This window comes from Roseovarius sp. D22-M7, from assembly GCF_037083785.1.
GTDB lineage: Bacteria > Pseudomonadota > Alphaproteobacteria > Rhodobacterales > Rhodobacteraceae > Roseovarius.
This window is the reverse complement of sequence record NZ_JBAPKY010000010.1, coordinates 1-24,526: the sequence shown is the minus strand read 5'-3', so window position 1 is coordinate 24,526 and position 24,526 is coordinate 1. Positions and strand designations below refer to the sequence as shown.

At 67.3% G+C, this 24,526-nt stretch carries 23 protein-coding genes and 1 pseudogene; 9 read left to right on the top strand and 15 right to left on the bottom strand.

Going from position 1 to position 24,526, the window contains the following annotated elements; all coding sequences use genetic code 11:
- Positions 1–57: 57 nt before the first annotated feature.
- Both V8324_RS06500 and V8324_RS06495 read right to left on the bottom strand, forming a co-directional pair.
- On the bottom strand, positions 58–696 hold the full coding sequence (locus V8324_RS06500; protein WP_336419117.1) for a DsbA family oxidoreductase: 639 nt from the start codon (positions 694–696) through the stop codon (positions 58–60).
- On the bottom strand, positions 683–2,209 hold the full coding sequence (locus V8324_RS06495; protein ID WP_336419116.1) for a class I adenylate-forming enzyme family protein: 1,527 nt from the start codon (positions 2,207–2,209) through the stop codon (positions 683–685). The genes V8324_RS06500 and V8324_RS06495 overlap by 14 nt, the downstream gene beginning before the upstream one ends.
- A 444-nt stretch (positions 2,210–2,653) precedes the next feature.
- Here V8324_RS06495 and V8324_RS06490 point away from each other — a divergent pair, with 444 nt between their 5' ends.
- From V8324_RS06490 to V8324_RS06480, 3 genes are read left to right on the top strand one after another with little or no spacing between them, the layout of a single operon-like run.
- A complete protein-coding gene (locus V8324_RS06490; RefSeq protein ID WP_336419115.1) occupies positions 2,654–2,782 on the top strand; it encodes a hypothetical protein in 129 nt (42 codons plus the stop codon).
- Entirely contained in the window at positions 2,779–3,084 is a 306-nt protein-coding gene (locus V8324_RS06485; protein WP_336419114.1) for a hypothetical protein, read from the top strand. The genes V8324_RS06490 and V8324_RS06485 overlap by 4 nt, the downstream gene beginning before the upstream one ends.
- Complete coding sequence (locus tag V8324_RS06480) at positions 3,012–3,329, top strand: hypothetical protein (RefSeq protein ID WP_442970481.1); 318 nt, start codon at positions 3,012–3,014, stop codon at positions 3,327–3,329. The genes V8324_RS06485 and V8324_RS06480 overlap by 73 nt, the downstream gene beginning before the upstream one ends.
- On the opposite strand, the gene gltA is transcribed toward V8324_RS06480, so the two are convergent.
- Both gltA and gltX read right to left on the bottom strand, forming a co-directional pair.
- Positions 3,305–4,600 carry a citrate synthase gene (gene gltA / locus V8324_RS06475; RefSeq protein ID WP_336419113.1) on the bottom strand — a complete coding sequence of 432 codons (1,296 nt, stop codon included), beginning with the start codon at positions 4,598–4,600 and terminating at the stop codon, positions 3,305–3,307. The genes V8324_RS06480 and gltA overlap by 25 nt on opposite strands.
- A 61-nt stretch (positions 4,601–4,661) precedes the next feature.
- Complete coding sequence (gene gltX / locus V8324_RS06470; protein WP_336419112.1) at positions 4,662–6,083, bottom strand: glutamate--tRNA ligase; 1,422 nt, start codon at positions 6,081–6,083, stop codon at positions 4,662–4,664.
- 77 nt (positions 6,084–6,160) lie between these two features.
- Between gltX and V8324_RS06465 the strand changes: the two genes are divergently transcribed.
- Positions 6,161–8,182, top strand: a complete 2,022-nt coding sequence (locus tag V8324_RS06465) for a ComEC/Rec2 family competence protein (protein ID WP_336419111.1) — start codon at positions 6,161–6,163, stop codon at positions 8,180–8,182.
- On the opposite strand, the gene lexA is transcribed toward V8324_RS06465, so the two are convergent.
- From lexA to V8324_RS06425, 8 genes are all read right to left on the bottom strand, one after another.
- A complete protein-coding gene (gene lexA / locus V8324_RS06460) occupies positions 8,176–8,895 on the bottom strand; it encodes a transcriptional repressor LexA (protein WP_336419110.1) in 720 nt (239 codons plus the stop codon). The two genes, V8324_RS06465 and lexA, sit on opposite strands and share 7 nt — an antisense overlap.
- Before the next feature lie 127 nt (positions 8,896–9,022).
- Positions 9,023–11,263 (bottom strand): xanthine dehydrogenase family protein molybdopterin-binding subunit, encoded by a 2,241-nt coding sequence (locus V8324_RS06455; RefSeq protein WP_336419109.1) that lies wholly within the window; start codon positions 11,261–11,263, stop codon positions 9,023–9,025.
- 1 nt (position 11,264) lies between these two features.
- Complete coding sequence (locus tag V8324_RS06450; protein ID WP_336419108.1) at positions 11,265–11,729, bottom strand: (2Fe-2S)-binding protein; 465 nt, start codon at positions 11,727–11,729, stop codon at positions 11,265–11,267.
- A 75-nt stretch (positions 11,730–11,804) separates the two neighbouring features.
- Positions 11,805–12,977: a molybdopterin molybdotransferase MoeA gene (locus V8324_RS06445; RefSeq protein WP_336419107.1), complete on the bottom strand. Its 1,173-nt coding sequence runs from the start codon at positions 12,975–12,977 to the stop codon at positions 11,805–11,807.
- Positions 12,974–13,450 (bottom strand): cyclic pyranopterin monophosphate synthase MoaC, encoded by a 477-nt coding sequence (moaC, locus tag V8324_RS06440; RefSeq protein WP_336419106.1) that lies wholly within the window; start codon positions 13,448–13,450, stop codon positions 12,974–12,976. The genes V8324_RS06445 and moaC overlap by 4 nt, the downstream gene beginning before the upstream one ends.
- The gene (gene trpC / locus V8324_RS06435) at positions 13,450–14,265 is read right to left on the bottom strand and encodes an indole-3-glycerol phosphate synthase TrpC (RefSeq protein ID WP_336419105.1); all 816 of its coding nucleotides are present in this window, start codon (positions 14,263–14,265) and stop codon (positions 13,450–13,452) included. Before trpC ends, moaC begins: the two co-directional genes overlap by 1 nt.
- Positions 14,262–15,284: an anthranilate phosphoribosyltransferase gene (gene trpD, locus V8324_RS06430; RefSeq protein WP_336419104.1), complete on the bottom strand. Its 1,023-nt coding sequence runs from the start codon at positions 15,282–15,284 to the stop codon at positions 14,262–14,264. The genes trpC and trpD overlap by 4 nt, the downstream gene beginning before the upstream one ends.
- Positions 15,281–15,862, bottom strand: a complete 582-nt coding sequence (locus tag V8324_RS06425) for an anthranilate synthase component II (protein WP_336419103.1) — start codon at positions 15,860–15,862, stop codon at positions 15,281–15,283. Before V8324_RS06425 ends, trpD begins: the two co-directional genes overlap by 4 nt.
- A gap of 160 nt (positions 15,863–16,022) precedes the next feature.
- Here V8324_RS06425 and V8324_RS06420 point away from each other — a divergent pair, with 160 nt between their 5' ends.
- The 4 genes from V8324_RS06420 to V8324_RS06405 all read left to right on the top strand — a co-directional run bounded on the left by V8324_RS06420 (position 16,023) and on the right by V8324_RS06405 (position 21,267).
- Complete coding sequence (locus V8324_RS06420) at positions 16,023–17,165, top strand: divergent polysaccharide deacetylase family protein (protein WP_336419102.1); 1,143 nt, start codon at positions 16,023–16,025, stop codon at positions 17,163–17,165.
- Between the two features lie 80 nt (positions 17,166–17,245).
- Entirely contained in the window at positions 17,246–18,469 is a 1,224-nt protein-coding gene (locus V8324_RS06415) for an acyl-CoA dehydrogenase (protein ID WP_336419101.1), read from the top strand.
- 39 nt (positions 18,470–18,508) lie between these two features.
- Positions 18,509–19,771: an NAD(P)/FAD-dependent oxidoreductase gene (locus V8324_RS06410; protein ID WP_336419100.1), complete on the top strand. Its 1,263-nt coding sequence runs from the start codon at positions 18,509–18,511 to the stop codon at positions 19,769–19,771.
- 92 nt (positions 19,772–19,863) lie between these two features.
- Complete coding sequence (locus tag V8324_RS06405; protein ID WP_336419099.1) at positions 19,864–21,267, top strand: MATE family efflux transporter; 1,404 nt, start codon at positions 19,864–19,866, stop codon at positions 21,265–21,267.
- Positions 21,268–21,572: 305 nt separating this feature from the next.
- On the opposite strand, the gene V8324_RS06400 is transcribed toward V8324_RS06405, so the two are convergent.
- The 3 genes and pseudogenes from V8324_RS06400 to V8324_RS06390 all read right to left on the bottom strand — a co-directional run.
- Complete coding sequence (locus V8324_RS06400) at positions 21,573–22,325, bottom strand: LuxR family transcriptional regulator (protein WP_336419098.1); 753 nt, start codon at positions 22,323–22,325, stop codon at positions 21,573–21,575.
- Positions 22,322–22,765, bottom strand: coding sequence for a type II 3-dehydroquinate dehydratase (aroQ, locus tag V8324_RS06395; protein WP_336419097.1), 444 nt, complete (start codon positions 22,763–22,765; stop codon positions 22,322–22,324). The genes V8324_RS06400 and aroQ overlap by 4 nt, the downstream gene beginning before the upstream one ends.
- A gap of 823 nt (positions 22,766–23,588) precedes the next feature.
- A pseudogene (locus V8324_RS06390) lies at positions 23,589–23,892 on the bottom strand (IS110 family transposase); the annotation flags it as partial.
- A gap of 323 nt (positions 23,893–24,215) precedes the next feature.
- Between V8324_RS06390 and V8324_RS22345 the strand changes: the two are divergent.
- Positions 24,216–24,518, top strand: coding sequence for a hypothetical protein (locus V8324_RS22345; protein WP_442970480.1), 303 nt, complete (start codon positions 24,216–24,218; stop codon positions 24,516–24,518).
- Positions 24,519–24,526 lie beyond the last annotated feature (8 nt).

The window sequence follows — 24,526 nt, the reverse complement described above, 5'->3', positions numbered from 1 at the left end:
CCGCTCGACGGTCGCCGCCTTGTACCAAACGCATGGTGAATTTGTACCGATGCGTGCTCAGCCGGCGGTCCTCGCCGCAAGATCGTCGATGACCTTGCACCACAGATCGACCGGCTGACAGCCGGGCACCGCATGTTCGCCACCCAGGATGAAGGTCGGCACGCCGGTGATGCCCATCTCGCGGAACTGCGCGTCGCGCGCCTTGATATCCGCGCGATCCGCGTCCGTCGCCAGAAGCCGCCGGATCACCGCGCCATCCATGCCGAGGGTGTCTGCCACATCCGCCAGAACCTCGTGATCGCCGATATCGCGGCCCTCGTCGAAATAGGCCGCGAACAGCGCCATCGCCATGCGGTCCTGGCACTGCTCGATCCCCGCCCAGTGCAGAAGCCGGTGCGCATCCAGCGTGTTGGGCGTACGCTCGATGCCGGCGAAGTCGATCGCCAGCCCCGCGGCCTCGGCCCGCTCCAGCACCGGGGCGTAGGCCTGCGCCGCGCCCTGCTGGCCGCCGAACTTCGTCTCGAGGTATTCGCGCCGGTCCATGCCCCCCTCGGGCATTTCGGGGTTGAGCTGGAAGGGATGCCACTCGATCTCGAACGGGTGATCGGGCCGGGCCGCAAGCGCCTGATCCAGAAGGGTCTTTCCGATATAGCACCAAGGGCAGATCGGGTCGGAGATGATGTCAAGCTTGACCATGACGGTCCTTTTGGATCGGCCGTAACGCGCGGCGCAGGAGTTTTCCGTTCGCCCCCGTGGGCAATGCATCCACGTGGATGTAGTCGCGCGGGGCCTTGTAGCCCGCGAGCCGTTCGCGCGCGAAGGCGTCGAGGGAAGCGGGATCGAGGGATTCCGGCCCCGTATAGAACGCCATGATCACGCGCGCATCCTCTTTCACCTCGATGTCGGTGACCGCGACCTCGGTGATGCCGGGATGCGGCAGCAGCGCCTGCTCGACCTCGATCGGCGAGACGCGGAAACCGCCCGCGTTCATCATGTCGTCGGCGCGCCCCAGGTATGTGATCTCGCCCTGCGCGTCCATCATGCCCTGATCCCCGGTCAGAAACCAGTCGCCTGCGAATTTCGCCGCGGTGGCCTCGGGCGCGCCGAGATAGCCGCGCATCAGGCCGGGATCGGAGTTGTGCACGGCGATGGTCCCCTCCGCGCCCGTCTCGACGGGGCCGTCGGGCCCGATGATCGCGACGCGGCGACCGTCCTGCGGGCGCCCCAGCGTGCCCGGCGTGGCCGGGTGATCGGGGCTGCCGGAGATGAAGGTCGAGCATTCCGACAGCCCGTACGCCTCGTAGATGGCGGTGTCCGTGGCCTCCTGCCACTGCCGGCGCAGCGTCTCCGACAGCTTTTCCCCGGCCGCGAGACCATGCCGCAAGTGCGGCAGGGACATCTTCGCGTGATGCTTCAATATCTTGCGGTAAACACCCGGCCCAGCTGCAAAAAGCGTCGCATCGTGGCGCTTCAGAAGCAGCGGGATCTGTTCCGGCGTGACCTCGGGCGCGGGGATGAGCGCGGTCGCCCCCATCGTCCACGGATCCATCAGCCCGGTGCCAAGCGTGAAGGTCCAGTTGAACGCGCCCGCATGGCACAGCCTGTCCTCGGGTCGCAGCCCGTACCAGCCGTCAAACATCATCCGCCGCGCCCAGATCGCGCGATGCGCGTGGCAGACGGCGCGGGGTATACCGGACGTCCCGGAGGTGTAGATGATATAGGCCAGCCGCTCGGGATCGCCCAACTGCCAGTCGGCCTCGGGCAGGTCGCGCATCGCTCGCAGGTCGGCCACCCCCAGCACGGGAATGTCCGTCTCGGGGCAGGCGATGGCGCCGTCGCGCAGGATCAGCGCGGGTTGCGTGGTGTCGATGATCCCGGCCACTTCGGGCGCGGTCAGCTGGCTGGAGGTGGGGATCGGCACCAGCCCCACGGCGATCGCCCCGAGATAGGCGATCGGAAACTCCACCGTGTTGCCAAGCCGCATCAGCACCCGGTCCCCGGGCTGCATCCCCTGTCGCAACAGCCCTGTGCCGGTACCGAGGATTGCCGATTTCAGGCGCGCGTAGCTCCAGCGCTCGGCCCCCGACAGGCGGAGAACGGCCAGCGCGATCTTGTCGGGCTGCGCGTCCGCCCCTCCCAAGACATGTGCCGCGAGGCTGAACGGCGCGGGGCAGGGCGCGCAGGTCCCGTGGTGATATTCGGCAAGCATATCTTCGGATTAGGCGCCCCGCGGACGAGTTGCAAGTGGCGGCCGGTCCGCCCAGATGGACCACGACGATCAGCAGGATGCAGCCAGCGGGGGCGATCGTTTGTCTCATTGGCGGCATGTTGCCGGTTCTCCGCAACGTCAGGACGCCACACCGACCGCGCGACCGCCCTCAGCGACAATGCCCGCCGCGAAACAGGGCAGAACGTCTTGCATCTCGAAGCGCGCGCCGGTCGAGCGAATTTAATCTATTAGACGCTGTCCCATTCAGGCGTTTGCGCGCGCAACCTTTAACCTGAAAGGCATGGCTTTTGGCGTGCAACTCCGAAGGTCGGTCTGGATCGCAGATGTCCCGCAATGCGCAACGCGACATGTCGCAAGACGCCGCAAGGGTCGAACCGCCGATCCGGCTAGTTCGACCCGCTCCACGCGGCGCAGCGCGACGAGGTGACCGGGCGGGCCAATCGCCGCAGGCTGGCCGGTCACCTGCACGCCGAAATCGCGCGCGGCGGCTTGGGTGTCCTGCTGCTCGATATCGACAACCTCAATGAAATCAACGCGCGGTTCCGGCCATGACGACGGCGGCACGGATCGGCGCCGTGGCGGATCTCGATGACCTGTCGATGACCAAGCCGTTCGACGCGCTCGCCTCACGACACGCGTCGGGCTTCGACGGCTTGGGCATGTCGATCAACGTCTCGGCGGCAGTGCTTGCCGATCCGGGCTATCCCGATCTTCTGGACCGCACGATCCGCGCAACCGGGTCATCAAGCGCGGAATCATCCGCCTGTGCCGCCTTCTGCGCATGGCTGTGGTCGCCGAGGGCGTCGAGACCGCCGGACAGTTGCAGATGCGGCGCGCCGCCGGGTGCCCTGTGATCCGGGGCTTCGGCCTGGCCCGGCCGATGCCGCTTTGCGACATGATCGGCTGGTTGAAGGCGTGGACGCTCCAAGACCCGGGTACGGTCCCGGATTGTCCGGTCGCGCAGGTCTCGTCGAGCACATCTGTGACATGGGCGCAACGCCGAGATGTCATGCGGCAAAAGAAAAGGCCCGCATCGCGCGGGCCTTCTGTGGCAAGCGGGTGCAGTCGGCGTCGTCAGCGGTTCTCGATATCGACGTAATCGCGCAGCGTGACACCCTGATACAACTGCCGCGGCCGTCCGATCTTCAGTTGCGGATCGGTGATCATCTCCTTCCACTGCGAGATCCAGCCGATAGTGCGGCTGACCGCGAAGATCGGCGTGAACATCGAGGTCGGAAATCCCATCGCCTCGAGGATGATCCCGGAATAGAAATCGACGTTCGGGAACAGTTTCTTCTCGGTGAAGAACGGATCGGCGAGGGCCTGCTTTTCCAGTTCCTTGGCGACCTGCAGCGTCGGGTTGTCCTCGACGCCCAGAAGCTCGAGCACCTCGTCGGCCGATTGCTTCATCACCTTGGCGCGCGGATCGAAGTTCTTGTAGACCCGGTGCCCGAAGCCCATCAGGCGGAACGGGTCGTCCTTGTCCTTGGCGCGGGCGATGTATTCGGGGATCTGGTCGGGCGTGCCGATCTCGCGCAGCATCTCCAGACAGGCCTGGTTGGCGCCGCCATGCGCCGGCCCCCAGAGACAGGCGATCCCGGCGGCGATGCAAGCGAACGGGTTGGCGCCCGAGCTTGATGCCAACCGTACGGTCGAAGTCGAGGCGTTCTGCTCGTGGTCGGCGTGCAGCGTGAAGATCCGGTCCATCGCGCGGGCGAGGATCGGGTTGACCTCGTAATCCTCGGCCGGCACCGCGAAGCACATGCGCAGGAAATTCGACGCGTAGTCGAGATCGTTGCGCGGATAGACGAAGGGCTGCCCGATCGAATACTTGTAGGCCCAGGCGGCGATCGTCGGCATCTTGGCGATCATCCGGATCGAGGCGACCTCGCGCTGCCACGGATCGCTGATATCGGTGCTGTCGTGGTAGAAGGCCGACATCGCGCCGACCACGCCGACCATGATCGCCATCGGATGCGCGTCACGCCGGAAGCCGCGGAAGAAATACACCATCTGCTCGTGCAGCATGGTGTGATTGGTCACGCGACCCTCGAAATCCTCCAGCTGCGCGGGCGAGGGCAGCTCGCCGTAAAGCAGCAGGTAGCAGACCTCGAGGAAATGCGATTTCTCGGCCAGCTGATCGATCGGATAGCCGCGATGCAAGAGCTCGCCCTTGTCGCCGTCGATGAAGGTGATCGTGCTGTCGCAGCTCGCCGTCGAGGTAAAGCCGGGATCGTAGGTGAAGACGCCCGCGGCGCTGTAAAGCTTGCGGATATCGATCACGTCGGGCCCCGCGGTGGGCGAGTAGATCGGCAGATCGTGGCTCTTGCCCTCGATCTCCAGCCGTGCGGTTCGGGTGTCGTCTGCCATAGGGGTCCTCCCTTTCGATGCCCTTTTGCGGTTTACCACGCGGGCCGGATGAAATGGGCCGTCACGACGGGTCTGGTCCCCCGTGCGCGGCGTCGTCGAGCCGGGCGATGCTCTCGTCGCGCCCGAGCACCAGCATCATGTCGAACACGCTTGGTGTCACACTGCGCCCGGCCAGCGCGGCGCGCAACGGCCCGGCCAGTTTACCAAACTTGATCCCGTGAGCATCGGCGATTCCGTTCATGACGGTCTCGATCCCGCATCGTGCCCAATTAGCAGTTTGCAGCTGCGGCGTCAATTCTTTCAGTATACTACGGGATACATCGTCGAGTTGCGCAGCGGCCTTCGGCTCCGGCACAATCGGGCGAACTGACAGAATAAACGCCGCCTTGTCAATAAGTTCCGGGAAGGTCTTCGCGCGCTCTTTCAGGCAATACATGCCCTGTTCCAGCAATTCTGCCTTGCCCTCATCCAGCCGGGACTGCCCGGTCGCGGCCAGAAAATCCTGCAATTCGTGCCGCAGCGCGGCATCATCCATCATCGCGATGTGCTGACCGCAGATATTGTCGAGCTTCTTGAAGTCCAGCCGTGCCGGCGCCTTGCCTATCCCTGAAAGGTCGAACCACTCCTGCGCCTTGGCGTCGGTGAAGACCTCGTCATCGCCATGGCTCCACCCCAGCCGCGCGAGGTAGTTGCGCAGGCCCGCAGCCGGGTAGCCCATCTGGCGGTATTCCTCGACCCCGAGCGCGCCGTGCCGCTTGGACAGCTTCTTGCCGTCAGGTCCGTGGATGAGCGGGATATGCGCATAGACCGGCAGCGGCCAGTCCATCGCGAGGTAGATGAGCATCTGCCGCGCCGCGTTGTTGAGATGATCGTCGCCGCGGATCACGTGCGTCACCCCCATGTCGTGATCGTCCACCGCCACGGCCAGCATGTAGACGGGCGTACCGTCGCCGCGTAACAGGATCATGTCATCGAGTTGATCGCTCCGGATGGCGACCTCGCCCTGCACCGCGTCGGGGATGGTCACGGCGCCCTCGCGCGGCGCCTTGATACGGATCACATGCGGCGCCCCCTCGGGGTGCTGGTCGGGGGTCGCATCGCGCCACGGGCTGCGAAAAAGCGTCGAGCGGCCTTCGGCCCGCGCTGTGTCGCGGAATGTCTCGATCTCGTCGCGGGTCGAGAAACACTTATAGGCCTGGTCGCTTGCTAGAAGCTCATGCGCGACCTCGCGGTGCCGCTCGGCACGCGCGGCCTGGCTGACCGCCTCGCCGTCATGGTCGAGCCCCAGCCACGCCAGTCCGTCCAGGATCGCCTGCGTTGCCTCCTGGGTCGAGCGCGCGTGATCCGTGTCCTCGATCCGCAACAGGAAGCGGCCGCCGCGGCCGCGCGCGTAAAGCCAGTTGAAAAGGGCCGTGCGTGCGCCCCCGATATGCAGGAACCCTGTCGGTGAGGGGGCAAAACGGGTTACGACCTGGCTTGTCATGGGGCGCATTAACCTTTCGGTAACGATACGAAGCCTAAGAATGCGGCATCTTTATCGGCCCGTCAAAGGGGACACAAGTGGGGCGCGTCTGGCAGGTGATCGAACGCGGCTGGCTGATGCAGCGCGGGTCGCTTTTCCCTTGGGTGCCGGTGCTACTGGCCTGCGGGATCGGCGTCTATTTCTCGCTGCGGATTGAGCCTGCGACGGATGTCCTCTGGGCCTGTGGCGGTGCGTCGGCATTGCTCGCCCTTGCGGCGTGGTATGGGCGCGACTGGGCCGGCCCGATCCTGTGGGCGCTTGCCCTTCTGCTGGCCGGGTTCGCGCTGGCCGGGCTACGCACGCATCTCGTCGCCGGGCCGGTGCTCGGCTGGCGGTATTATGGCCCCGTCGAGGGGCGGATCGTGGCGATCGACCGATCGGCCTCGGATGCGGTGCGGCTGACGCTCGACCGGGTGGTGCTGTCGGGGGTGGACCCCGACCGCGTGCCGGACCGGGTGCGCGTTTCGTTGCACGCCAGCACCGAGGTGATCGCGCCGCGCCCCGGCCTGCGCGTGATGACCACCGCGCATCTCTTGCCGCCGAGCGGTCCGGCCGAGCCGGGGGGCTTCGATTTCCGCCGCCACGCGTGGTTCCAGGGGATCGGCGCCGTCGGCTACAGCCGCGTGCCGCTTCTGACCATCGCCCAAGCCGAGGGCTGGCAGGCGATGTTTCGCGCGCGCATGGCGCTGTCGGACCACGTGCAGACCCGCCTGCCGGGCGAGGAGGGGGCGTTCGCCGCCGCGATCATGGCCGGCGACCGATCCGGGATGGACCAGCAGACGCTCGAGGTGCTGCGCACCACGAACCTCGCGCATCTGCTGGCGATCTCGGGGCTGCACATGGGGCTGCTGGTGGGGTTCGTCTTTTCTGCGTTCCGGCTGATCCTCGCCGCGGTGCCGCCGCTTGGCCTGCGGCTGCCGGCCAAGAAGTTCTCAGCGGCGCTGGCGTTGGTGGTCGCCGCCGGATATCTCGGGCTTTCCGGCGGTAACGTCGCGACCGAGCGGGCCTTCGTCATGGCCGCGGTGGTGCTGGTGGCGGTGATGCTCGACCGGCGCGCGATCAGCCTGCGCTCGGTCGCGCTGGCGGCGACGATCCTGCTGGTCTGGCAGCCCGAGGCGCTTCTGGGGCCCGGCTTCCAGATGTCGTTTGCGGCAACCACGGCGCTGGTCGCGATCTACGGCCTGATCCGCGACGCGAAGCTGCCGATGGGGCCGCGCTGGCTGCGGCCCATTTCGGCGGTGGTCATCACCTCGGTGGTGGCGGGGCTGGCGACCGCACCCCTCGCGGCGGCGCATTTCAATCTCTGGTCGCATTACGGGCTGGTGGCCAACCTGCCTAGCGTGCCGCTGATGGGGCTTCTGGTGATGCCGGCGGCGGTCATGGGTGCAGTCGCGATGCCCTTCGGGCTCGACGCGCTGCCGTTCTGGTTGATGGGGCGCGGTCTGGCCGCGATCTTGTGGGTGGCGCATTGGGTGGCGGGCCTCGAGGGCGCGCGTGGCACGGTGCCGACACCCGGACCCATGGTGCTGCCGATGATGGCGCTCGGCGCGCTCTTCATGGTGCTGTGGAAGGGCTGGGCGCGGCTGGCGGGGCTGCTGCCGGTGGCGCTGTCTCTGGGGCTCTGGCTGCAGGCCGCGCGCCCCGACGTGCTGATCGCTGATGACGGCGCGCTGGTCGGCGTGATGACCGATGCCGGACGCGCGCTCAACAAGGCGCAGGGCGGCGGGTTCATCGCCGGGATCTGGCTGGAAAACGACGGCGATGCTACGATTCAGGAGGATGCCGCGCTGCGGTGGGACGCGCGGCCCGCGGACGCGATCCCGGTGCGCGCCCTGGGCGGCAAGCGCGCCGCCGAAGGCCTGACCGAGTGCGCGACCGGTGAATGGGTCGTACTTAACACGGCCCCACCAGAGGGGCGGGTGGCATCGCTGCCTTGCACGGTCGTTACCCCAGCCAGTCTGCGAAAGACGGGGGCCATCGCCCTATATAGGACCGAAACCGGCGTGCGCACGGTCACCGCCCGCGACCTCACCGGCATTCGCGCCTGGAGCCCTCAGTAACTGCGGATCAGCCCCACAAGGCGCCCCTGCACCCGGACCTGGTCGCCGGGCAGCACGCGGGTTTCATAGGCGGGGTTCGCGGCCTCCAGCGCGATGGCGCTGCCCTTGCGGAAGAAGCGTTTCAGCGTCGCCTCTTCCTCGCGGATCAGCGCGACGACGATGTCGCCGTTATCGGCGGTCGCGGTCTCTCGGATGATCACCACATCACCGTCGTTGATCCCCGCCTCGATCATCGAATCGCCCCTGACCTCGAGCGCATAATGCTCTCCGGTCCCCGACACCATGCCGCCGGGCACGCTGACATTGTGGCTGGCATGCGCGATCGCCTCGATCGGGACACCGGCGGCGATACGACCCATCATCGGCAGGTCGACGACGCCATCGGTCGCGACAGGGCGCGCATTGGCGGGCTGGCCCGGCCCCGCACGGTCGCCCTCGATCACCCTTGGGGTGAACCCGCGATTGCCTGCGCCCCGGCTTTCAGTCCGGTCTTGCAGGCTGTCGGGCAGCTTGAGAATCTCGAGCGCGCGTGCGCGATGTGCCAGCCGCCGGATGAAGCCGCGTTCCTCGAGCGCCGTGATCAACCGGTGAATCCCAGATTTCGACCGCAGATCAAGCGCCTCCTTCATCTCGTCGAAGCTGGGCGGCACGCCCGTGCGCTGCACCCGCGCATTGATGAAGGCGAGAAGATCGATCTGCTTTTTGGTCAACATGAGCCGCCGTCCCGATGAAATTACATTTCATGTTCTACTTATGTTCGATATCTCTGTCAACCATGTTTTGCAAACCCCCCTGTCATCCCAGCCGGTTACGACGCAGGGCGCGACATCTCGCTGCGGATCAGGCGAACGTGACCGCGCGATCGAAGGGCATCTCGCGCAGACGTTTGCCGGTCGCCGCGAAGATCGCGTTCGCGAGGGCGGCGGGTGCAGGCGGCACGGTTGGCTCGCCGATGCCGCGGATCTGCGCGGCAGTCTCGAGCCCGCGCACCAGGATCTCGGGGCATTGCGACAGGCGCATCGCTTGGTAGCTGTCGAAATTGCGCTGCTCCGTGGTGCCATCCGCGTAGGTGGTCGCGGCATGCATCGCGTGGCCCAGCCCGAAGATCACGCCGCCCTGTACGAGCCCCTCGAAATTCACCGGGTCGAGGACGCGCCCCACATCGGCGGCCACATACACCCGGTCGAGGCGAATGCCGTCTTGTGTGTCGCTCACCTCGACCACCTGCGCGCAGGGCACGCCGAAGGACAGGCAGAACGCCACGCCGCGCCCGCGCCGCTCGGGCAGAGGCGTGCCCCAACCCGACATCTCTCCCACCGCCTCGAGCACGCGGCGCGACGGCGCATGGGTGCACAGCCGCAGGCGTTCTTCCAGCGGGTCGGCGCCCGCGGCGTGGATCAACTCGTCCAGAAGGCAATCGTGGAAGAACCCGTTGGTCGACGCCCCCACCGCGCGCCAAGAAGAGACCGGCGCGAGCGCCGGCGCGCGGTAGCCGGTCACGCGGTAATGCGGCACCGCGAAGGGCTGATCCCACGCCCCGGCGACGATCTGCAGGTCGGGCCCGGCGGCGGGGATGCCCTGCCGACCCATCTGCGACGCCAGCACCGAAGGTATGGCGATGCCCAGATCATAGGCCGTGACCCGGCCATCCGCGACCCGCCCGCGCCCGCGCGCCATGGCGATCTGGCGGGGAAAATCCTGCGCCATGTCCTCTTCGCGTGAATAGGTCAGCTTGACCGGGCGTCCCGGCACCGCCATCGCGATGCGCGTGGCATGGCGCACGGCGGTATCCTCCAGCCGGTGACCGAAACTGCCGCCGATCATCTGCGCATGCACATGGACGTGGGCCGCGTCCTGCCCGGTGATCGCCGCCGCATTCGCTTGGACGAAGCGCGGCACCTGCGTGCCGGTCCAGATATCGGTGCGCCCGGGCGTGTAGCGCACGGTGGCGTTCAGCGGCTCCAGCGGGGCGTGGGCGAGATAGGGCGCGCGGTACTCGACGGCGACATCCGCGCCGCTTTCCAGCGCCGCGTCGACGTCACCCACATCGCGCCAACGGCTGTCCTGCGCGTCCTCGGTGAAACTGTCACTCAGCGCCTGCCAGTGCCCGTCCATCCCGGGCGGGTAGGGCGTGGGCGCCCAGTCGCAGGTGATCGCCTGCGCGGCCTGCATCGCACGCCACGTATTGTCGGCGATCACCGCCACGCCGCCGGGGATTTCGACGACCTTCTGAACCCCGCGCATCGCTTTGGCCTTGGCGGCATCGAAGCCGCGCAGCGCCGCCCCCTGCGCCGGGTTGAGGCGGATCGCGGCGTGCAGCATGTCCGCCAGGTCCATGTCGATGCCGTAGGCTTGCGTGCCGGTGGATTTCGCCACCATGTCGATGCGCTGCATCGGCTTGCCCAGAAGCCGCCACGATTTCGGCCCGCGCAAGGCGACATCGGTCACGGGAGCGGTCGCGGCGGCCGCCTCGGCCAGGCTTTGGTAGCGGATCCGCGTGCCGTCGGGCAGGATCAGCGCGCCGCGGTCGGTGCGCAGATCGCGCGCCGCGACCCCGTGCACCTTTGCGGCGGCGGCTTTCAGCGTCTCGCGCGCCACGGCCCCGGCGCGGCGCAGCTTGTCGTAGCCGTCGGGCACGGTGGTCGAGCCGCCGGTCACCTGCATGCCGAGAAACTTCATCGGCGCATCGGCGAGATCGCGCACAGTCTCGGCCAGCCAGCCATCGTTGGTGGCGCGGAACGGCACCGCGTCCGACGACAGCGCGGTGTTCCAGTAGGCGGGGCTGGGCGGCCCGGGATCGGGTTCGACCTGATCCAGATCCACGTCCAGTTCCTCGGCGATCAGCGCCGCCTGCACCGACACGGCACCCTGCCCGCTATCGGCGCGCGGTGTGATCAGCGTGATCGCGCCCTCAGTGATCAGCACGTAGGGCGTCAGCGCCGCGGCACCCTTTGGCAGACCGTCCAGCAGCGGGTTGGCATGGGGCGCGTGAAACCGCCAGACACCGAAGGCCACGCCGCCGGCGATCGCCGCCGAGCCGATGAGGAACGTGCGCCGCGCGATGGTTTTCACACGTCCCATTTCAGGTCTCCTCGGCCATGGCGCGCGCGGCAGCCTTCACCGCCGCGCGAATCCGTGGATAGGTGCCGCAGCGGCACAGGTTGCCGGACATGGCGGCGTCGATCTCGGCATCGGCGGGGTCGGGCGTTGCGGACAGAAGGCTCGCGGCCTGCATGATCTGGCCCGACTGGCAATAGCCGCATTGCGCAACCTGTGTCTCGATCCACGCCGCCTGCACGGGATGCGGGGCGTCGGGCGTGCCAAGACCCTCGATCGTGGTCACTGGCCCCCAGACGTCTGCCACCGGGATCTGGCACGACCGCACCGCCTGGCCCGCGACGTGCACCGTGCAGGCGCCGCATTGCCCGATGCCGCAGCCGTATTTCGGGCCCTTGATGTTCAGCACGTCGCGCAGCAGCCACAAAAGCGGCATGTCCGCGTCGATGTCGTCAAGCTCTTGCGCGGTGCCGTTTACGGTCAGTTGCATGGGACACTCTCCGGGCCGGATTACCCGTTGTACGATAAGCCGTCCCGCCCGCGTGTAAAGCCGGCAGTCGCGCCGTCAGATCGGCAAATACTCGACCATGTCGCCGACGTCGCGGGCGGGATCGTGCGGCGCGCGCACCAGAAGCGCGTCGGCGGTCGCCAGAACGCCCAGCAGCGCGCTGTCCTGCCGGGTTTCGGCCACCAGCCCCTCGGGGGTCAGGCGGGCGCGCATGTAATGCTCGCGCGGGCCGTTTGCGTCCAGCGGGGCCGCCAGTCGCCCGATCTGGCGCGGCGCCGGGGCCGCGCCAAGGCCCAGCATGGCGCGGATCATCGGCACCACGAAGACCTGCCCGCAGACCATCGCCGAGACCGGGTTGCCGGGCAGGCCGACCATCGCCGCATCGCCGATCCGGCCCGCCATCAGAGGCTTGCCCGGCCGCATCGCCACCTTGTAGAAAGCGCGGTCGATGCCAAGGTCGCCGGCAACCCGCCCCACGAGATCGTGATCGCCGACCGAGGCGCCGCCGATGGTGACGATCAGGTCCGCGCCGCGCGCCAGATCGACTGCGGCAGTCAGCGAGGCTACGCTGTCGCGGGCGATTGGCAGCAGACGCGCGCGCGCGCCGCAGCCCTCGAACATCGCCTTCAGCCCGAACGTGTTGGACGCGAGGATCTGGTCGTGACCGGGCTCCTCGCCCGGCATCACCAGCTCGTCACCGGTGGCGATCAGCGCAATCTCCGGGCGGCGGCGCACCGGCACCGACGCGATGTTCATCGCCGCCAGAAGCGCGATATCGGCGGGGCGCAGCACGCGCGGCGCCGGCACCCGGTCGCCGGTGCGAAAATCGCTGCCCGCCGGGCGCACGTGATCCTTGGGGTCGAGGCGGTCCGACAGGGTGATCCGCGCGCCCTCGGCCGTCACGTCCTCCTGCATCACCACGCGGTCAGCCCCCTCGGGCAGCGGCGCGCCGGTGAAGATGCGCACCGCCTCTCCCGCGCCGACCGCGCCACCAAACCCGTGCCCCGCCGCCGCCTCGCCGATCACCGTCAAGACGTCTCCGGGCGCGGCGTCGGCCCCGGGTATCGCGTAGCCATCCATCGCCGAGGCGGCGAAGGGCGGCTGGTCGCGCCGGGCGGTCACGTCCTGCGCCAGCACCCTTCCGGCGGCCTCGACCAGCGCCACATCTTCGGACCCGACCGGCGAAACCAGCGCGAACAGCCGCTCGAGGGCGTCGGAAACCGGGATCATTTCGCCTCGTAACGCCCTGATTTTCCGCCGTCCTTGAGCAGAACCCGGATACCGCCGATCTGCATCGCGCGATCCACCGCCTTGACCATGTCATAGACCGTCAGCGCCGCGACGGACACCGCCGTCAGCGCCTCCATCTCGACGCCGGTCTGCCCGGTGGTCCGCACGCGCGCCTCGATCGCCACGCCCGGCAGGTCCGGGTCGAGCGTCAGGTCGACCGATACCGAGGTGACCGGCAGCGGATGGCAGAGCGGGATCAGGTCGGGGGTCTTCTTGGCCCCCATGATGCCGGCCAGCCGGGCGACCGACAGCACGTCGCCCTTCTTGGCGCGACCCTCGCCGATCAGCTGGAACGTGGCGCGCTCCATCTTGACATGGCCCTCGGCCACGGCCTCACGCGCGGTCGCGGCCTTTTCGGACACATCGACCATATGGGCGTGGCCCTCGGCGTCGAAATGCGTCAGCCCGCTCATCAGATGCTGCCCGCGGTCAGCGGGTTGGTCAGCAGGTTGCGCGTGGCCGTCGCCACGTCGTCGGCTCGCATCAACGTCTCGCCGATCAGGAAGGCGCGTGCGCCGTAGCGGGCGACATCGGCCAGGTCCTGGGCGGTCGCAAAGCCGCTCTCGCTGACGATCAAGCCGTCGGGGGGCACGAATTTCGACAGCTTGCGGGTCACGTCAAGCGATGTCTCGAAGCTGTGCAGGTCGCGGTTGTTGATGCCGACCATCGTCGAGGCGAGCGCGCTCGCACGCTCCAACTCGGCGCGATCATGCACCTCGATCAGCACGTCCATGCCCCAGCGTGTCGCGGCGTCTTCCAGTTCCGCGGCCTGCGCGTCCGACACCGCGGCCATGATGATCAGGATGCAATCTGCACCCCAGGCGCGCGCCTCGGCGATCTGGTAGGGATCATAGAGGAAATCCTTGCGCAGCACCGGAAGTTCGCAGGCCGTGCGGGCCTCGGTCAGATGCTCTGGCGCGCCCTGGAAACTGGGCGCGTCGGTCAGCACAGACAGGCAGGCAGCCCCCCCGTCGGCATAGGCGGCGGCCAGCGCCGCGGGATCGAAATCGGCGCGGATCAGCCCCTTCGACGGGCTGGCCTTCTTGATCTCGGCAATCAGGCCGTAGCCGGTTTTTGTCGCTTGCAGCAGCGTGCCTGCAAAGGGGCGCACGCGGGGCGCATCTGCTGCGTCGGCCTCGACAGCGTCGTGCGACCGCTCGGCCTTGGCGGCGGCGATCTCTTCCAGTTTGTAGGCCTTGATCGTGTCAAGGATGCTGGGCGTGGTCATGCCACCTCCGATGTCAGTGTTGCGAGTGCGGTGATACGCGCGCGCGCGGCACCGGAATCGATGCTTTCGGCGGCCATCGCGACACCGTCCTTGGGATCGTCCACGCGGCCCGCCACGATAAGGGCGGCCGCCGCGTTGAGAAGCACCGCGTCGCGGTAGGCGCCCGGAGCGCCATCGAGCAGCGCACGCAGCGCCGAACCGTTTTCGGCCGGCGTGCCGCCGAGGATGCCCTGCAACGGGTGCACGGGCAGGCCGAAATCCTCGGGATGCAGCTCGACCTCGCGCACCACGCCGTCCGGATCGAGCGCGGCGACGAAAGACGCGCCGGTGATGGTCATCTCGTCGGTGCCGTCCGATCCGTGCACCAGCCACGCGCGTTCCGATCCCAGCTGCCCCAGCGTTTCGGCCATCGGCCGGATCAGCGCGCGCGAGAACGCGCCGGTTAACTGGCGCTTGACCCCGGCGGGGTTGGTGAGCGGCCCGAGGATGTTGAAGATCGTGCGGGTGCCAAGCTCGGTGCGGGCGGTGCCGACATGGGCCATCGCGGGGTGATGCATCGGCGCCATCATGAAGGCGATACCGACCTCCTTCAGCGCGCGCTCGACCACGTCGGCGCCGACCATCACGTTGATCCCCATCTGCGCCAGCGCATCCGCGGCGCCCGATTGCGAGGACAGGTTGCGGTTTCCGTGCTTGGCCACCGGCACGCCGGCCCCGGCCACCACGAAAGCCGCGGCGGTCGATATGTTGAGCGTGCCCTTGCCGTCGCCGCCGGTGCCCACGATGTCCATTGCGCCCTCGGGCGCGCGCACCTTGTTGCACTTGGCGCGCATCACGGCCGCCGCGGCGGCGAACTCGTCGACCGTCTCGCCGCGCGTGCGCAGCGCCATCAGCAAGCCGCCGATCTGCGCCGGCGTCGCCGCGCCGTCGAAGAGGATCACGAAGGCCTCCTCAGCCTCGGCGCGGGTCAGCGACCGGTCGGCGGCAGCCCCGATCAGCGGTTTGAGGTTTTCGCTCATGCCGGTACCTGCATAAGGTCGAGGAAATTCTTCAGTAGTTTGTGCCCGTGCTGCGAGGCGATGGATTCAGGATGAAACTGCACCCCGTGGATTGGCAACTCTCGGTGTTGCACCCCCATGATCGTCCCGTCGGCGAGATCCGCGGTGACCTCCAGGCAGTCGGGCAGGCTGGCGCGTTCGACCACCAGCGAGTGATAGCGCGTCGCCTCGAAGGGCGAGGGCAGGCCGGCGAAGACCCCCTGCGCACCATGCCGGATCTGGCCCATCTTGCCATGCACGATCTCCGAATGCCGGATCACGCGTCCGCCGAAGGCCTGGCCGATCGCCTGATGCCCGAGGCACACGCCCAGGAGCGGAATACCCGCCTCGGCCGCTGCCAGCGTCAGCGGCAGGCAGATGCCGGCCTGGTCGGGATCGCACGGCCCCGGCGACAGCAGGATGCCGGCGGGCCGCAGCGCCATCGCCCCCTGCACGTCGATCGCATCGTTGCGGATGACGTGTGTCTCGGCCCCCAATTCGCCCACGTAATGGACGAGGTTGTAGGTGAAACTGTCGTAGTTGTCGATCAATAGCAGCATCTGCGCCTGTCCTCTGCGAATGGGGCTGGAGGGTTGGGGCCCGGTCCTGTCATACATGTTCAGGCTTGCACGGCACCGTCAAGGGGCGCTACGCCACGCCGGGTATTGCGATGCGGGCCAAAACGGCCGGCGGAGCGGGCGCGAGGCAGGAGACCGGCAAATGGTGGGCGGATTTCTAAAAGGCGCGGTGGCGGGCGCGATCGTCTCGGGGCTGGCTCTCGGGACCGCGTCGGTGCTGATGGAGGGGCCAGCGGACCGGTCACCGCGCGTCGACACGGTCGAGGTGACGCCCGGCTCGGGCTTCGATCCCCGGCGCGAGGATCGTGCGGCATCGGTGCCGGCGCCCGAGACGCGCCCCGATCCCGGCGCCCCGGCGCAGGTGACCCCGGCCGCGCCCGGCGATGCCGTCCCGCGCGCAGAAACCGACAGCGCGCCGGCCAGCGCACCGATGACCGATGGCGCCGACACGCTCGGACCGGCGCCCGAGGGCAGTACCGGCGACACCGCCCGCATGACCGCCGCCGACGGCCCGGTCGCCCCCCGCCCGCCCGCGCCGATGCAGGACGCGCCCCGGAGCGACGACCGGCCGGCGCGGCCCGCATCCGCGCCGGCCAATACGGAGGCCCCGTCGGCAGAGGCCCCGGCGCTGCGGCGCAATGCCGCCGCCTTCACCAATTCCGGCAACAGGCCGCTGATGGCGATCCTGCTGATGGAGGCGGCCGGCAGCACGGTCACGTTCGAGATGCTGGAAAGCTTTCCCTATCCGCTGAGCATCGCGCTCGACCCTGACCGCCGCGGCGCGGCAGACGCTGCCGCGCGCTACCGCGATGCCGGTTTCGAGGTGGTCCTGGCAGTCGATCTGCCGCGGAATGTCTCGCCTGAAGAGGCCCGCGCGGCGCTGCAGGACGATATCGCGCAGGTGCGGCAGGCTGTTGCGGTACTGGAGGACGGCGCGGGCGGCTTGCCCGTCGCCGGCGCGGCAACGATCCTTGGCCGCAGCGGGCACGGGCTCGTGACCCGGGCCACGGACTTCGACCCTGCGCGCGCCGTACTCGCTGCGTCAGGTGTTCCCGCAGCCACGCTACAGAACGATCTTGACGGGCAGTGGCAGGGCACCGGGACCATCGAGGCGACGCTCGACGAGGCGGCCGCGGCCGCCGAAAACCAGCGCGGCGTGATCGTGCTGGGCCGGATGCGCGCCGGCACGCTGCGCGCGCTCTCGTCATGGGCGGGGCGCGGCGGGGCGCGGCGCGTGGCCCTCGCCCCGGTCTCGGCGGTGCTGTCGGCACAGCCCGGCCGGTAGGCGGCGCGACACTGGCTGCGCTTCACCTCGGCGTCCCGCGGGTGTAGACTCATGCCAAAGCACCACGTGAGGACACCGTCATGAACATCAACACGCCCACGCTGCGGGCCAAGGACGCCCCGAACCTCGACAGTTTCGACTGGCAGGATCCCTTCCGCCTCGCCGATCAGTTGACCGAGGAAGAGCGGATGATCGCCGACAGCGCGCGCAGCTTCGCCCAAGGCACCCTGCAACCGCGGGTCATCGACGCCTACCGCGAGGAACGGGTGGAGCCAGAGCTTTTCCGCGAAATGGGCGAGATGGGCCTTCTGGGCACCACCATCCCCGAGGAATATGGCGGGCTCGGCGCGAATTATGTCAGCTACGGCCTCGTCGCCCGCGAGATCGAGCGCGTCGACTCGGGCTACCGCTCGATGATGAGCGTGCAATCCTCGCTGGTGATGTACCCGATCTATGCCTACGGGTCCGAAGAGCAGCGGCGCCGCTACCTGCCCGGTCTGGCGTCGGGCGAGTTGATCGGCTGTTTCGGGCTGACCGAACCCGATGCCGGCAGCGACCCGGCTGGGATGAAGACCCGCGCGGTGCGCACCGACACCGGCTACCGCCTCACCGGGTCCAAGATGTGGATCTCCAACAGCCCGATCGCGGATGTGTTCATCATCTGGGCCAAGTCCGAGGCGCATGACGGCAAGATCCGCGGCTTCATCCTCGACAAGGACACGCCCGGTCTCAGCGCGCCCAAGGTCGGCGGCAAGCTGTCCCTGCGCGCCTCGGTCACGGGCGAGATCGTGATGGACGGCGTCGAGGTTCCCGAATCGGCCCTCCTGCCCAATGTCTCGGGCCTCAAGGGGCCGTTCGGCTGCCTCAACCGCGCGCGCTACGGCATCGCCTGGGGCGTCATGGGGGCCGCCGAATTCTGCTGGCACGCGGCCCGGCAATATGGGCTGGACCGCAAGCAGTTCGACAAGCCGCTGGCGCAGACGCAGCTTTACCAGCTGAAACTCGCCGACATGCAGACCGAGATCGCGCTCGGGCTTCAGGCCTGCCTGCGCGTCGGCCGGCTGATGGACGATGCCAACGCGGCGCCTGAGATGATCAGCCTGATCAAGCGCAACAATTGCGGCAAGGCCCTGACCATCGCGCGCCACGCTCGCGACATGCATGGCGGCAACGGCATATCCGAGGAATACCAGGTGATGCGCCACATGGTGAACCTCGAGACGGTCAACACCTACGAGGGCACGCATGACGTCCACGCGCTGATCCTCGGGCGCGCGCAGACCGGTCTTCAGGCGTTCTTCTGAAAGGCGAGCCTTGGCGCGTAACCCATTGAAAACGCTCGAATGAGTGGCGCACTCGCCCCGTTCTGGCGGGCCAGTTCGCTAGAGGTGTTCGAAGCAGCACCCTTCACGGGCGACCACGCCACGGATCTCGCCATCGTCGGCGGTGGCTATACCGGGCTGTCGGCGGCGCTTCAAGCGGCGGGGCAGGGTGCCTCGGTCACCCTGCTCGAGGCCGAAACCGTCGGGCATGGCGGCTCTGGGCGCAACGTGGGCCTTGTCAATGCCGGCCTCTGGCTGCCGCCCGATGATCTCTGCCGGGCACTTGGGTCGGAGGCGGGCGAGCACCTGACCGCGGTGCTGGCCGCAGCACCGGATCTGGTCTTCGCGCTGATCGACGACCATGCCATCGCCTGCGAGCCCATGCGCCATGGCACGCTGCACCTCGCGCACGCGCCGCGCGGCACGGCACAGTTGCGCGCGCGGCTTGCGCAGATGCAGGCCCGCGGCGCCCCGGTGCAACTGCTGGACGGTTGCGAGGTCGCCGCGCGCACCGGCACGGACGCGTTTCACGCCGCGCTGCATGATCCGCGCGCCGGCACGATCCAGCCGCTGGCCTATGCGCGCGGCCTTGCCCGCGCCGCGCGCGAAGCGGGCGCCGAGTTGCACGAGCACAGCCCCGTGACGGGCGTCGAGCACCGCGACGGGCAGTGGTGCGTGACAACCGCTCAAGGAACCCTGCGCGCCAAGCGGCTTTTGATGGCGACCAACGCTTATCACACGCCCGCGCCGCCGCTGCGCCTGCCCGAGATGCCGGTGGTGCAGTTCTACCAGCTTGCGACCGAGCCCTTGGGCGACAACCGCGCGCGCGAGATCCTGCCGGGCGGCGAAGGGTGCTGGGATACCGGCCTCGTGATGACGGCGCTGCGCCGCGACGCGGCGGGACGGATCATCCTCGGCGGCATGGGCGGGGCGGGCGCGATCCATGCCGACTGGGCCGCGCGCAAGCTGGCGCAGCTTTTCCCGCAGCTGCGCGGTATCTCCGTGCCGCATGCCTGGGCCGGCCGCATCGCGATGACCGGCGATCACCTGCCGCGCATCCAGCGGCTAGGGCCCGAAGGTTTCGCCGTCTACGGCTATTCGGGGCGCGGCATCGGGCCGGGCACGGTCTTCGGTAAGGCCGTGGCCGGCGCGCTGCTGACCGGGGACGAAACCGATCTGCCGGTGCCGGTGATCGCCGTGCATCACGAACCCCTGGCGCGGCTCAAGACGCTCTACTACGAGACCGGCGCGCGGCTGGTGCACCTGATCTCGGCCCGTGGCTGAGCGTTTACGCACACAACCTGTTGAGCAGGGCGGCATTGTGCGCAAAGCGCGACCCTCTACATGCCATGTCAGTATTGTAAAAGGATAGTGACATGGCCGTGACGGACGCCGCAGGCGGGTTTACCAGTGGGAATCTTTTCCGTCACGTGACGGTGATGTCCTTCACCTCGAGCGTCGGGCTGATGGCGATCTTCGCCGTCGACCTGATTGACGTCGTCTTCATCTCGATGCTTGGGCGCGAGGAACTGGCGGCCGCGGCGGGTTATGCCAGTACGCTGATGTTCTTCGCCAGCGCCATGAATATTGGCCTGTCGATTGCTGCCGGTGCGCTGGTGGCGCGGGCGGTGGGGCGCGGTGATACCGCGCGGGCCCGCGACTATGCCACCAGCACCGCGGTGATCGCGGTCATGGCGGGGTTGCTGCTGCCGCTTCTGACGCTGCCGGTGATCGGCGATTTGCTGGGCCTCGTGGGCGCGTCGGGGACGACAGCGGAGCAGGCGGCGGGGTATCTGTGGATCATCCTGCCGACAACCTTCCTGTCGGGGCTGTCGATGGTGGCGGTTGCGGTTCTGCGTGCGCATGGCGACGCGCGCGCGGCGATGTATCCGGCACTTCTGGGTGCGGCGGTGAACCTGGTTCTCGACCCGATCCTGATATTCACGCTGGGTTTGGGGATCGAAGGCGCGGCAACAGCGACGGTGCTCGCGCGACTGGCGACGGCGCTCTTCGCGCTCAGCCTCGTGATGGCGCGCTACCGGGCCTTCGCCTGGCCGAACCCGGCCTGCGTGGTGCGCGATTTCACCGACGCGGCCAGCATCGCGGGACCTGCGGCTCTCGGCACCATGGCGACCCCGATGGGCACCGCGATCGTGATGCGCGAGATGGCGAAATACGGCACCGATGCGGTTGCCGCGATGGCGGTGATCAACCGCATGGTCCCGGTGGTGTTCGCGGTGGTGCTGTCTGTATCGGGCGCGATCGGGCCGATCCTGGGGCAGAATTTCGGGGCAGGGCGCATGGACCGGGTGTTCGAGGCGTTCCTCGAGGGGCTGAAATTCCTTGCTATTTACGTGGTTGGCATGTCGGCGCTCCTGTATCTTTTCCGCGATCCGATCGCCGATCTTTTCGGGGCGGACGGGCAGATGCGCGCGATACTCTACCTCTTCCTCGGTCCGCTGGCGCTCGGGTCTTTCTTCAACGGCGCGGTCTTCGTGGCCAACGCGACCTTCAACAATCTCGGGCGTCCGGCCTATTCCACGGGTCTGAACTGGGCGCGACACACGGCCGGCACATGGCCCTTCGCGCTGGCCTTCGGCGCGATCTGGGGCGCGCCCGGTGTGCTGGCCGGGCAGATGGTCGGCGGGGCGGTGTTCGCGGCCCTCGGGCTGTGGCTGGGCCTGCGCGTCATCGACGAGCCGTGCCGCGACCCGCTGCAGGGACAATATGTCTGCCCCGACCGCCGGATGCACATCGTCGCCAACCGCGCATTGCGCTGATCGGGTGAACATGTCCTGGATCAAGTAGTAGTGCACGGTGTCGCCGCGCAACACGGGCGACACCGCGCGGGGCTGTGCGCCCTTGGGGAACGCGACGACAGCCTTGGATGGTCGACCGTCCGCCCTGATCAATAAGAGCGGACGACCGACAACCGGTCAGACCGGTGCGACACCGCCCCCCGGAAAAGACCCGAGCTGGGCGCCGCCGCTACGTCCCGGGTATCAACACCCTCACTCACGGAACATCATTATCATGCGACTTAACGTGGCGTTAGGAAAGTCAGGGATTCCCTACCCGCCGCGGATCATTCCACGAAGAATATCTGATTCTGGAAAGACGCCTTCAGGACCGCCTGCGCGGTCGTCTCGACGCATAGCGCGTGCCGCGCGAGCCGCAGATGCTTTTCCACCGTGGCGTGGGTCAGCCCCATGACCACCGCGATATCCTGCACGGTCTTGCCGTCGCCGACCCAGGTCAGGACCTCGCGCTGGCGCCCGGTCAGGGCGCGCTTCGGCATTTCGTAGGGCAGGGACTGGATGCACAGATGCGCCAGATTGTTCAGCGCCAGGATGGTCTCGCCGTCGCGGTGCCAGATCTCGTCTACCTCGGCTTGCGTCATGCCGGCCTGCGCAGTCAGCGCGATGGCGGCCTTCATTCGCGGGCGCAGCGACTTGAAGCTGATCGAGTAGCCGGCAAGGACGCCGTGCCGGCGATTGAACTCCAGCACCCGGCGCTCTTGGGAGGTGAAATCGCCGCGCCGCTCGCGCGCGTCGAGAACCGACCACGATCCGGGGCCGTCATGCTCCATCGACCAGCGCACCATCGGCGCGTGCATGTAGAGCCTGTCCTCGATGAACGGATCGATATAGTCGCGGTTGTGATTGGACAGGATCACGAAATCGTCCGGATCGCCCAGCGAGGTTGCGGTGCGGAACCGCGTGCATCCGTATAGCAGCCGGTCGAAGCCGAACGCGGCCATGTTGCGCGTGTGGACATCCCAGAGTTCCTCGACCGAAGTCAGGTTGAGCATCCGGTTGATCGAGGGCGGGCTGATCATCCGCGGCTCTCCAGGTGCCCGCGCATCGCGTCGAGCGCGAGGATATAGCCCTGCGCGCCGAACCCGCAGATCACGCCGACCGCCACCTTAGCGATGTGCGACACGTGCCGGAATTCCTCGCGGGCATGGACGTTCGACAGGTGCAGCTCGATTGCCGGCAGGCCGGCAGAGCTCAGCGCATCCATCAGCGCCACCGAGGTATGGGTGTAGGCGCCGGCGTTGAGCACGATCCCGTCATGTGTGCCGCGCGCGGCATGGATGCGGTCGATCAGCACGCCTTCATGATTGTTCTGCTCGAAGGCAAGACCTAGATCGTGCGCCGTCGCATGCGCCCGGCACATCGCCTCGATATCTGACAGCGTGGTGTGACCGTAGACCTCCGGCTGCCGGACGCCCATCAGGTTGAGGTTCGGGCCGTTGAGCACGAGGATGGATGTCATGCGTTAAATCCTTTGGCAGGCAGCTAAACGGGTTTTGCACGGTCTGTCGAGCATTGCATCGTTTATAAAACTCGCAAGATAGCTGGCCATGGCGAAGATGCCGCAGAAGATGGATAATTAGAAGAGCGTATTATTTTACATAATACATATTATACGCTAATTGCGTCCTGTCCGGCGTTTTCCTTCGCATAACCCATTTTATAAGAATGATAAATAAGCTAACATATTTCAAAAAAGAACGAACATTTGCCACCTGCACAGTTCCGGTATTGTCATCGTGTCCGCACGCATGTTCGACCAAATGGCGAGCGCTTCCCTACCGTCTTTGACGAGACTGGCGTGCCACCGCATTACCCAACAGGTTTGATGCTCAACCTGCGCAGCAAGAATGCTGGCGCTTTGACAATGAAAGCGGGCGCGACCGATCTCGTGCATCTGGGCCAGGCTTCTGAATTCGAAGGGCTTTCTGACCTGAACGCGCGCCTGGAGGACGGTCGTTACCTCGATGATTTCGAGATAGAATTACTCGTGGAGAACATGGGGCTCCAGACTTCACTGCCCCGGCGCCTGAACGGCCCGAAGGTCATTCTGGCGGACCGAAAGCGACTGCTGGAGAAAGCTCCCGCGACCATCAATGCAACGAAAGCACGGCGCATCACGATATCCGCCAAATATATCCACCTCGTCGCGCGGACCGGAGAGGCGCAAGCCAGCCCAAGCAAGCGGCGCAAGCGATCCGGGCGTCGAACGGAGATGGTCAAATACTTCATGGCGCTGCGCCCCAAAGGCCGCTCATCGCGCGTGCGGAATGCGGTACTCGAAGATGANAGACCATCGGCATCCTTCGCGTCGGTCTTGTTCGGTGCCATGTCGAGCGCAGCCTTGGCATGACGCGCGTCAATGCAGATCGCCGGTCGTCCTCTGGCGCCGAATGCGTGATAGAACCACACAGACAGCGGACCCGTCTCGACCACGGCACGCTTCACCGCCGGCGCCCGTTTGCGAATGAGTGCCGCAATTGCCGTCGGATCGGTGACGCACTTTCCGCGCCACACACGCTGACCGCCCCGTCGGATCGAAACGGCGGTTTCTTTCATGGACACGTCAAGGCCGATATCGTCTTCCATGGCCGTTCTCCCTTCGATGCCTGGGCCCGGCAACCAGTCGTGAGCCCGTTTTTCCATGCTGCCGGGGGAACAGCCGCCCTTCGAGAAAACGACTTGCCATCGGGGCGACTCGCTCTCGCGATTACCCCATGCGGATGGCTCCCGCTTCCGGCATCGCGATGTGCCATGTCGGGTGCTGTGCAACAACGCCCAATGAAGGGAGCCATCGATGAACGAGATTGTCCCGATCGGGATCGGTCTGGCGAAGTGTGTTTTCCAGCTGCCCGGTGTTGACGCCGAGGGGCGTCCCTCGTTGCGCCGTCAACCCAGGCGCAGCCAGCTGCTTGAGTTCTTCCAGCGCCAGCGCGCATTGCCGGGCACGGGAGTTGATCACGCGCGGCCGTGTGACGGGCTACGTCAAGCGCGGCAAGACGGACAAGAGCGGTGCCGAGGCGATTTGCGAGGCCGTGTCGCGTTCCTCGATGCGGTTTGTCACCGTGAAGACCGAAGCGCTGACCGTGGACACGGCCCGTGCGCTGATGAAAAACAGGCGGAAGTCCGGGCGGCAACCGCCGCCTGACAGAAAAAGGGCGCTCAGCCCTTACAAGAAGGCAAGTGCGTCGCGCCAAAGGCGCGCCCTGTCCTGAGTGGCACG

Excerpts from the sequence above, each read along its gene's own strand:
- V8324_RS06420 (WP_336419102.1), top strand. The coding sequence starts at position 16,023 with ATGGTGGGCGGATTTCTAAAAGGCGCGGTGGCGGGCGCGATCGTCTCG.
- V8324_RS06400 (WP_336419098.1), bottom strand. The coding sequence starts at position 22,325 with ATGATCAGCCCGCCCTCGATCAACCGGATGCTCAACCTGACTTCGGTC.
- V8324_RS06450 (WP_336419108.1), bottom strand. The coding sequence starts at position 11,729 with ATGCAACTGACCGTAAACGGCACCGCGCAAGAGCTTGACGACATCGAC.
- V8324_RS06405 (WP_336419099.1), top strand. The coding sequence starts at position 19,864 with ATGGCCGTGACGGACGCCGCAGGCGGGTTTACCAGTGGGAATCTTTTC.
- gltX (WP_336419112.1), bottom strand. The coding sequence starts at position 6,083 with ATGACAAGCCAGGTCGTAACCCGTTTTGCCCCCTCACCGACAGGGTTC.
- V8324_RS06500 (WP_336419117.1), bottom strand. The coding sequence starts at position 696 with ATGGTCAAGCTTGACATCATCTCCGACCCGATCTGCCCTTGGTGCTAT.
- trpD (WP_336419104.1), bottom strand. The coding sequence starts at position 15,284 with ATGAGCGAAAACCTCAAACCGCTGATCGGGGCTGCCGCCGACCGGTCG.
- V8324_RS06455 (WP_336419109.1), bottom strand. The coding sequence starts at position 11,263 with ATGGGACGTGTGAAAACCATCGCGCGGCGCACGTTCCTCATCGGCTCG.
- moaC (WP_336419106.1), bottom strand. The coding sequence starts at position 13,450 with ATGAGCGGGCTGACGCATTTCGACGCCGAGGGCCACGCCCATATGGTC.
- V8324_RS06485 (WP_336419114.1), top strand. The coding sequence starts at position 2,779 with ATGACGACGGCGGCACGGATCGGCGCCGTGGCGGATCTCGATGACCTG.
- V8324_RS06480 (WP_442970481.1), top strand. The coding sequence starts at position 3,012 with ATGGCTGTGGTCGCCGAGGGCGTCGAGACCGCCGGACAGTTGCAGATG.
- gltA (WP_336419113.1), bottom strand. The coding sequence starts at position 4,600 with ATGGCAGACGACACCCGAACCGCACGGCTGGAGATCGAGGGCAAGAGC.
- V8324_RS06410 (WP_336419100.1), top strand. The coding sequence starts at position 18,509 with ATGAGTGGCGCACTCGCCCCGTTCTGGCGGGCCAGTTCGCTAGAGGTG.
- aroQ (WP_336419097.1), bottom strand. The coding sequence starts at position 22,765 with ATGACATCCATCCTCGTGCTCAACGGCCCGAACCTCAACCTGATGGGC.
- V8324_RS06415 (WP_336419101.1), top strand. The coding sequence starts at position 17,246 with ATGAACATCAACACGCCCACGCTGCGGGCCAAGGACGCCCCGAACCTC.
- trpC (WP_336419105.1), bottom strand. The coding sequence starts at position 14,265 with ATGACCACGCCCAGCATCCTTGACACGATCAAGGCCTACAAACTGGAA.
- V8324_RS06495 (WP_336419116.1), bottom strand. The coding sequence starts at position 2,209 with ATGCTTGCCGAATATCACCACGGGACCTGCGCGCCCTGCCCCGCGCCG.
- V8324_RS06445 (WP_336419107.1), bottom strand. The coding sequence starts at position 12,977 with ATGATCCCGGTTTCCGACGCCCTCGAGCGGCTGTTCGCGCTGGTTTCG.
- lexA (WP_336419110.1), bottom strand. The coding sequence starts at position 8,895 with ATGTTGACCAAAAAGCAGATCGATCTTCTCGCCTTCATCAATGCGCGG.
- V8324_RS06425 (WP_336419103.1), bottom strand. The coding sequence starts at position 15,862 with ATGCTGCTATTGATCGACAACTACGACAGTTTCACCTACAACCTCGTC.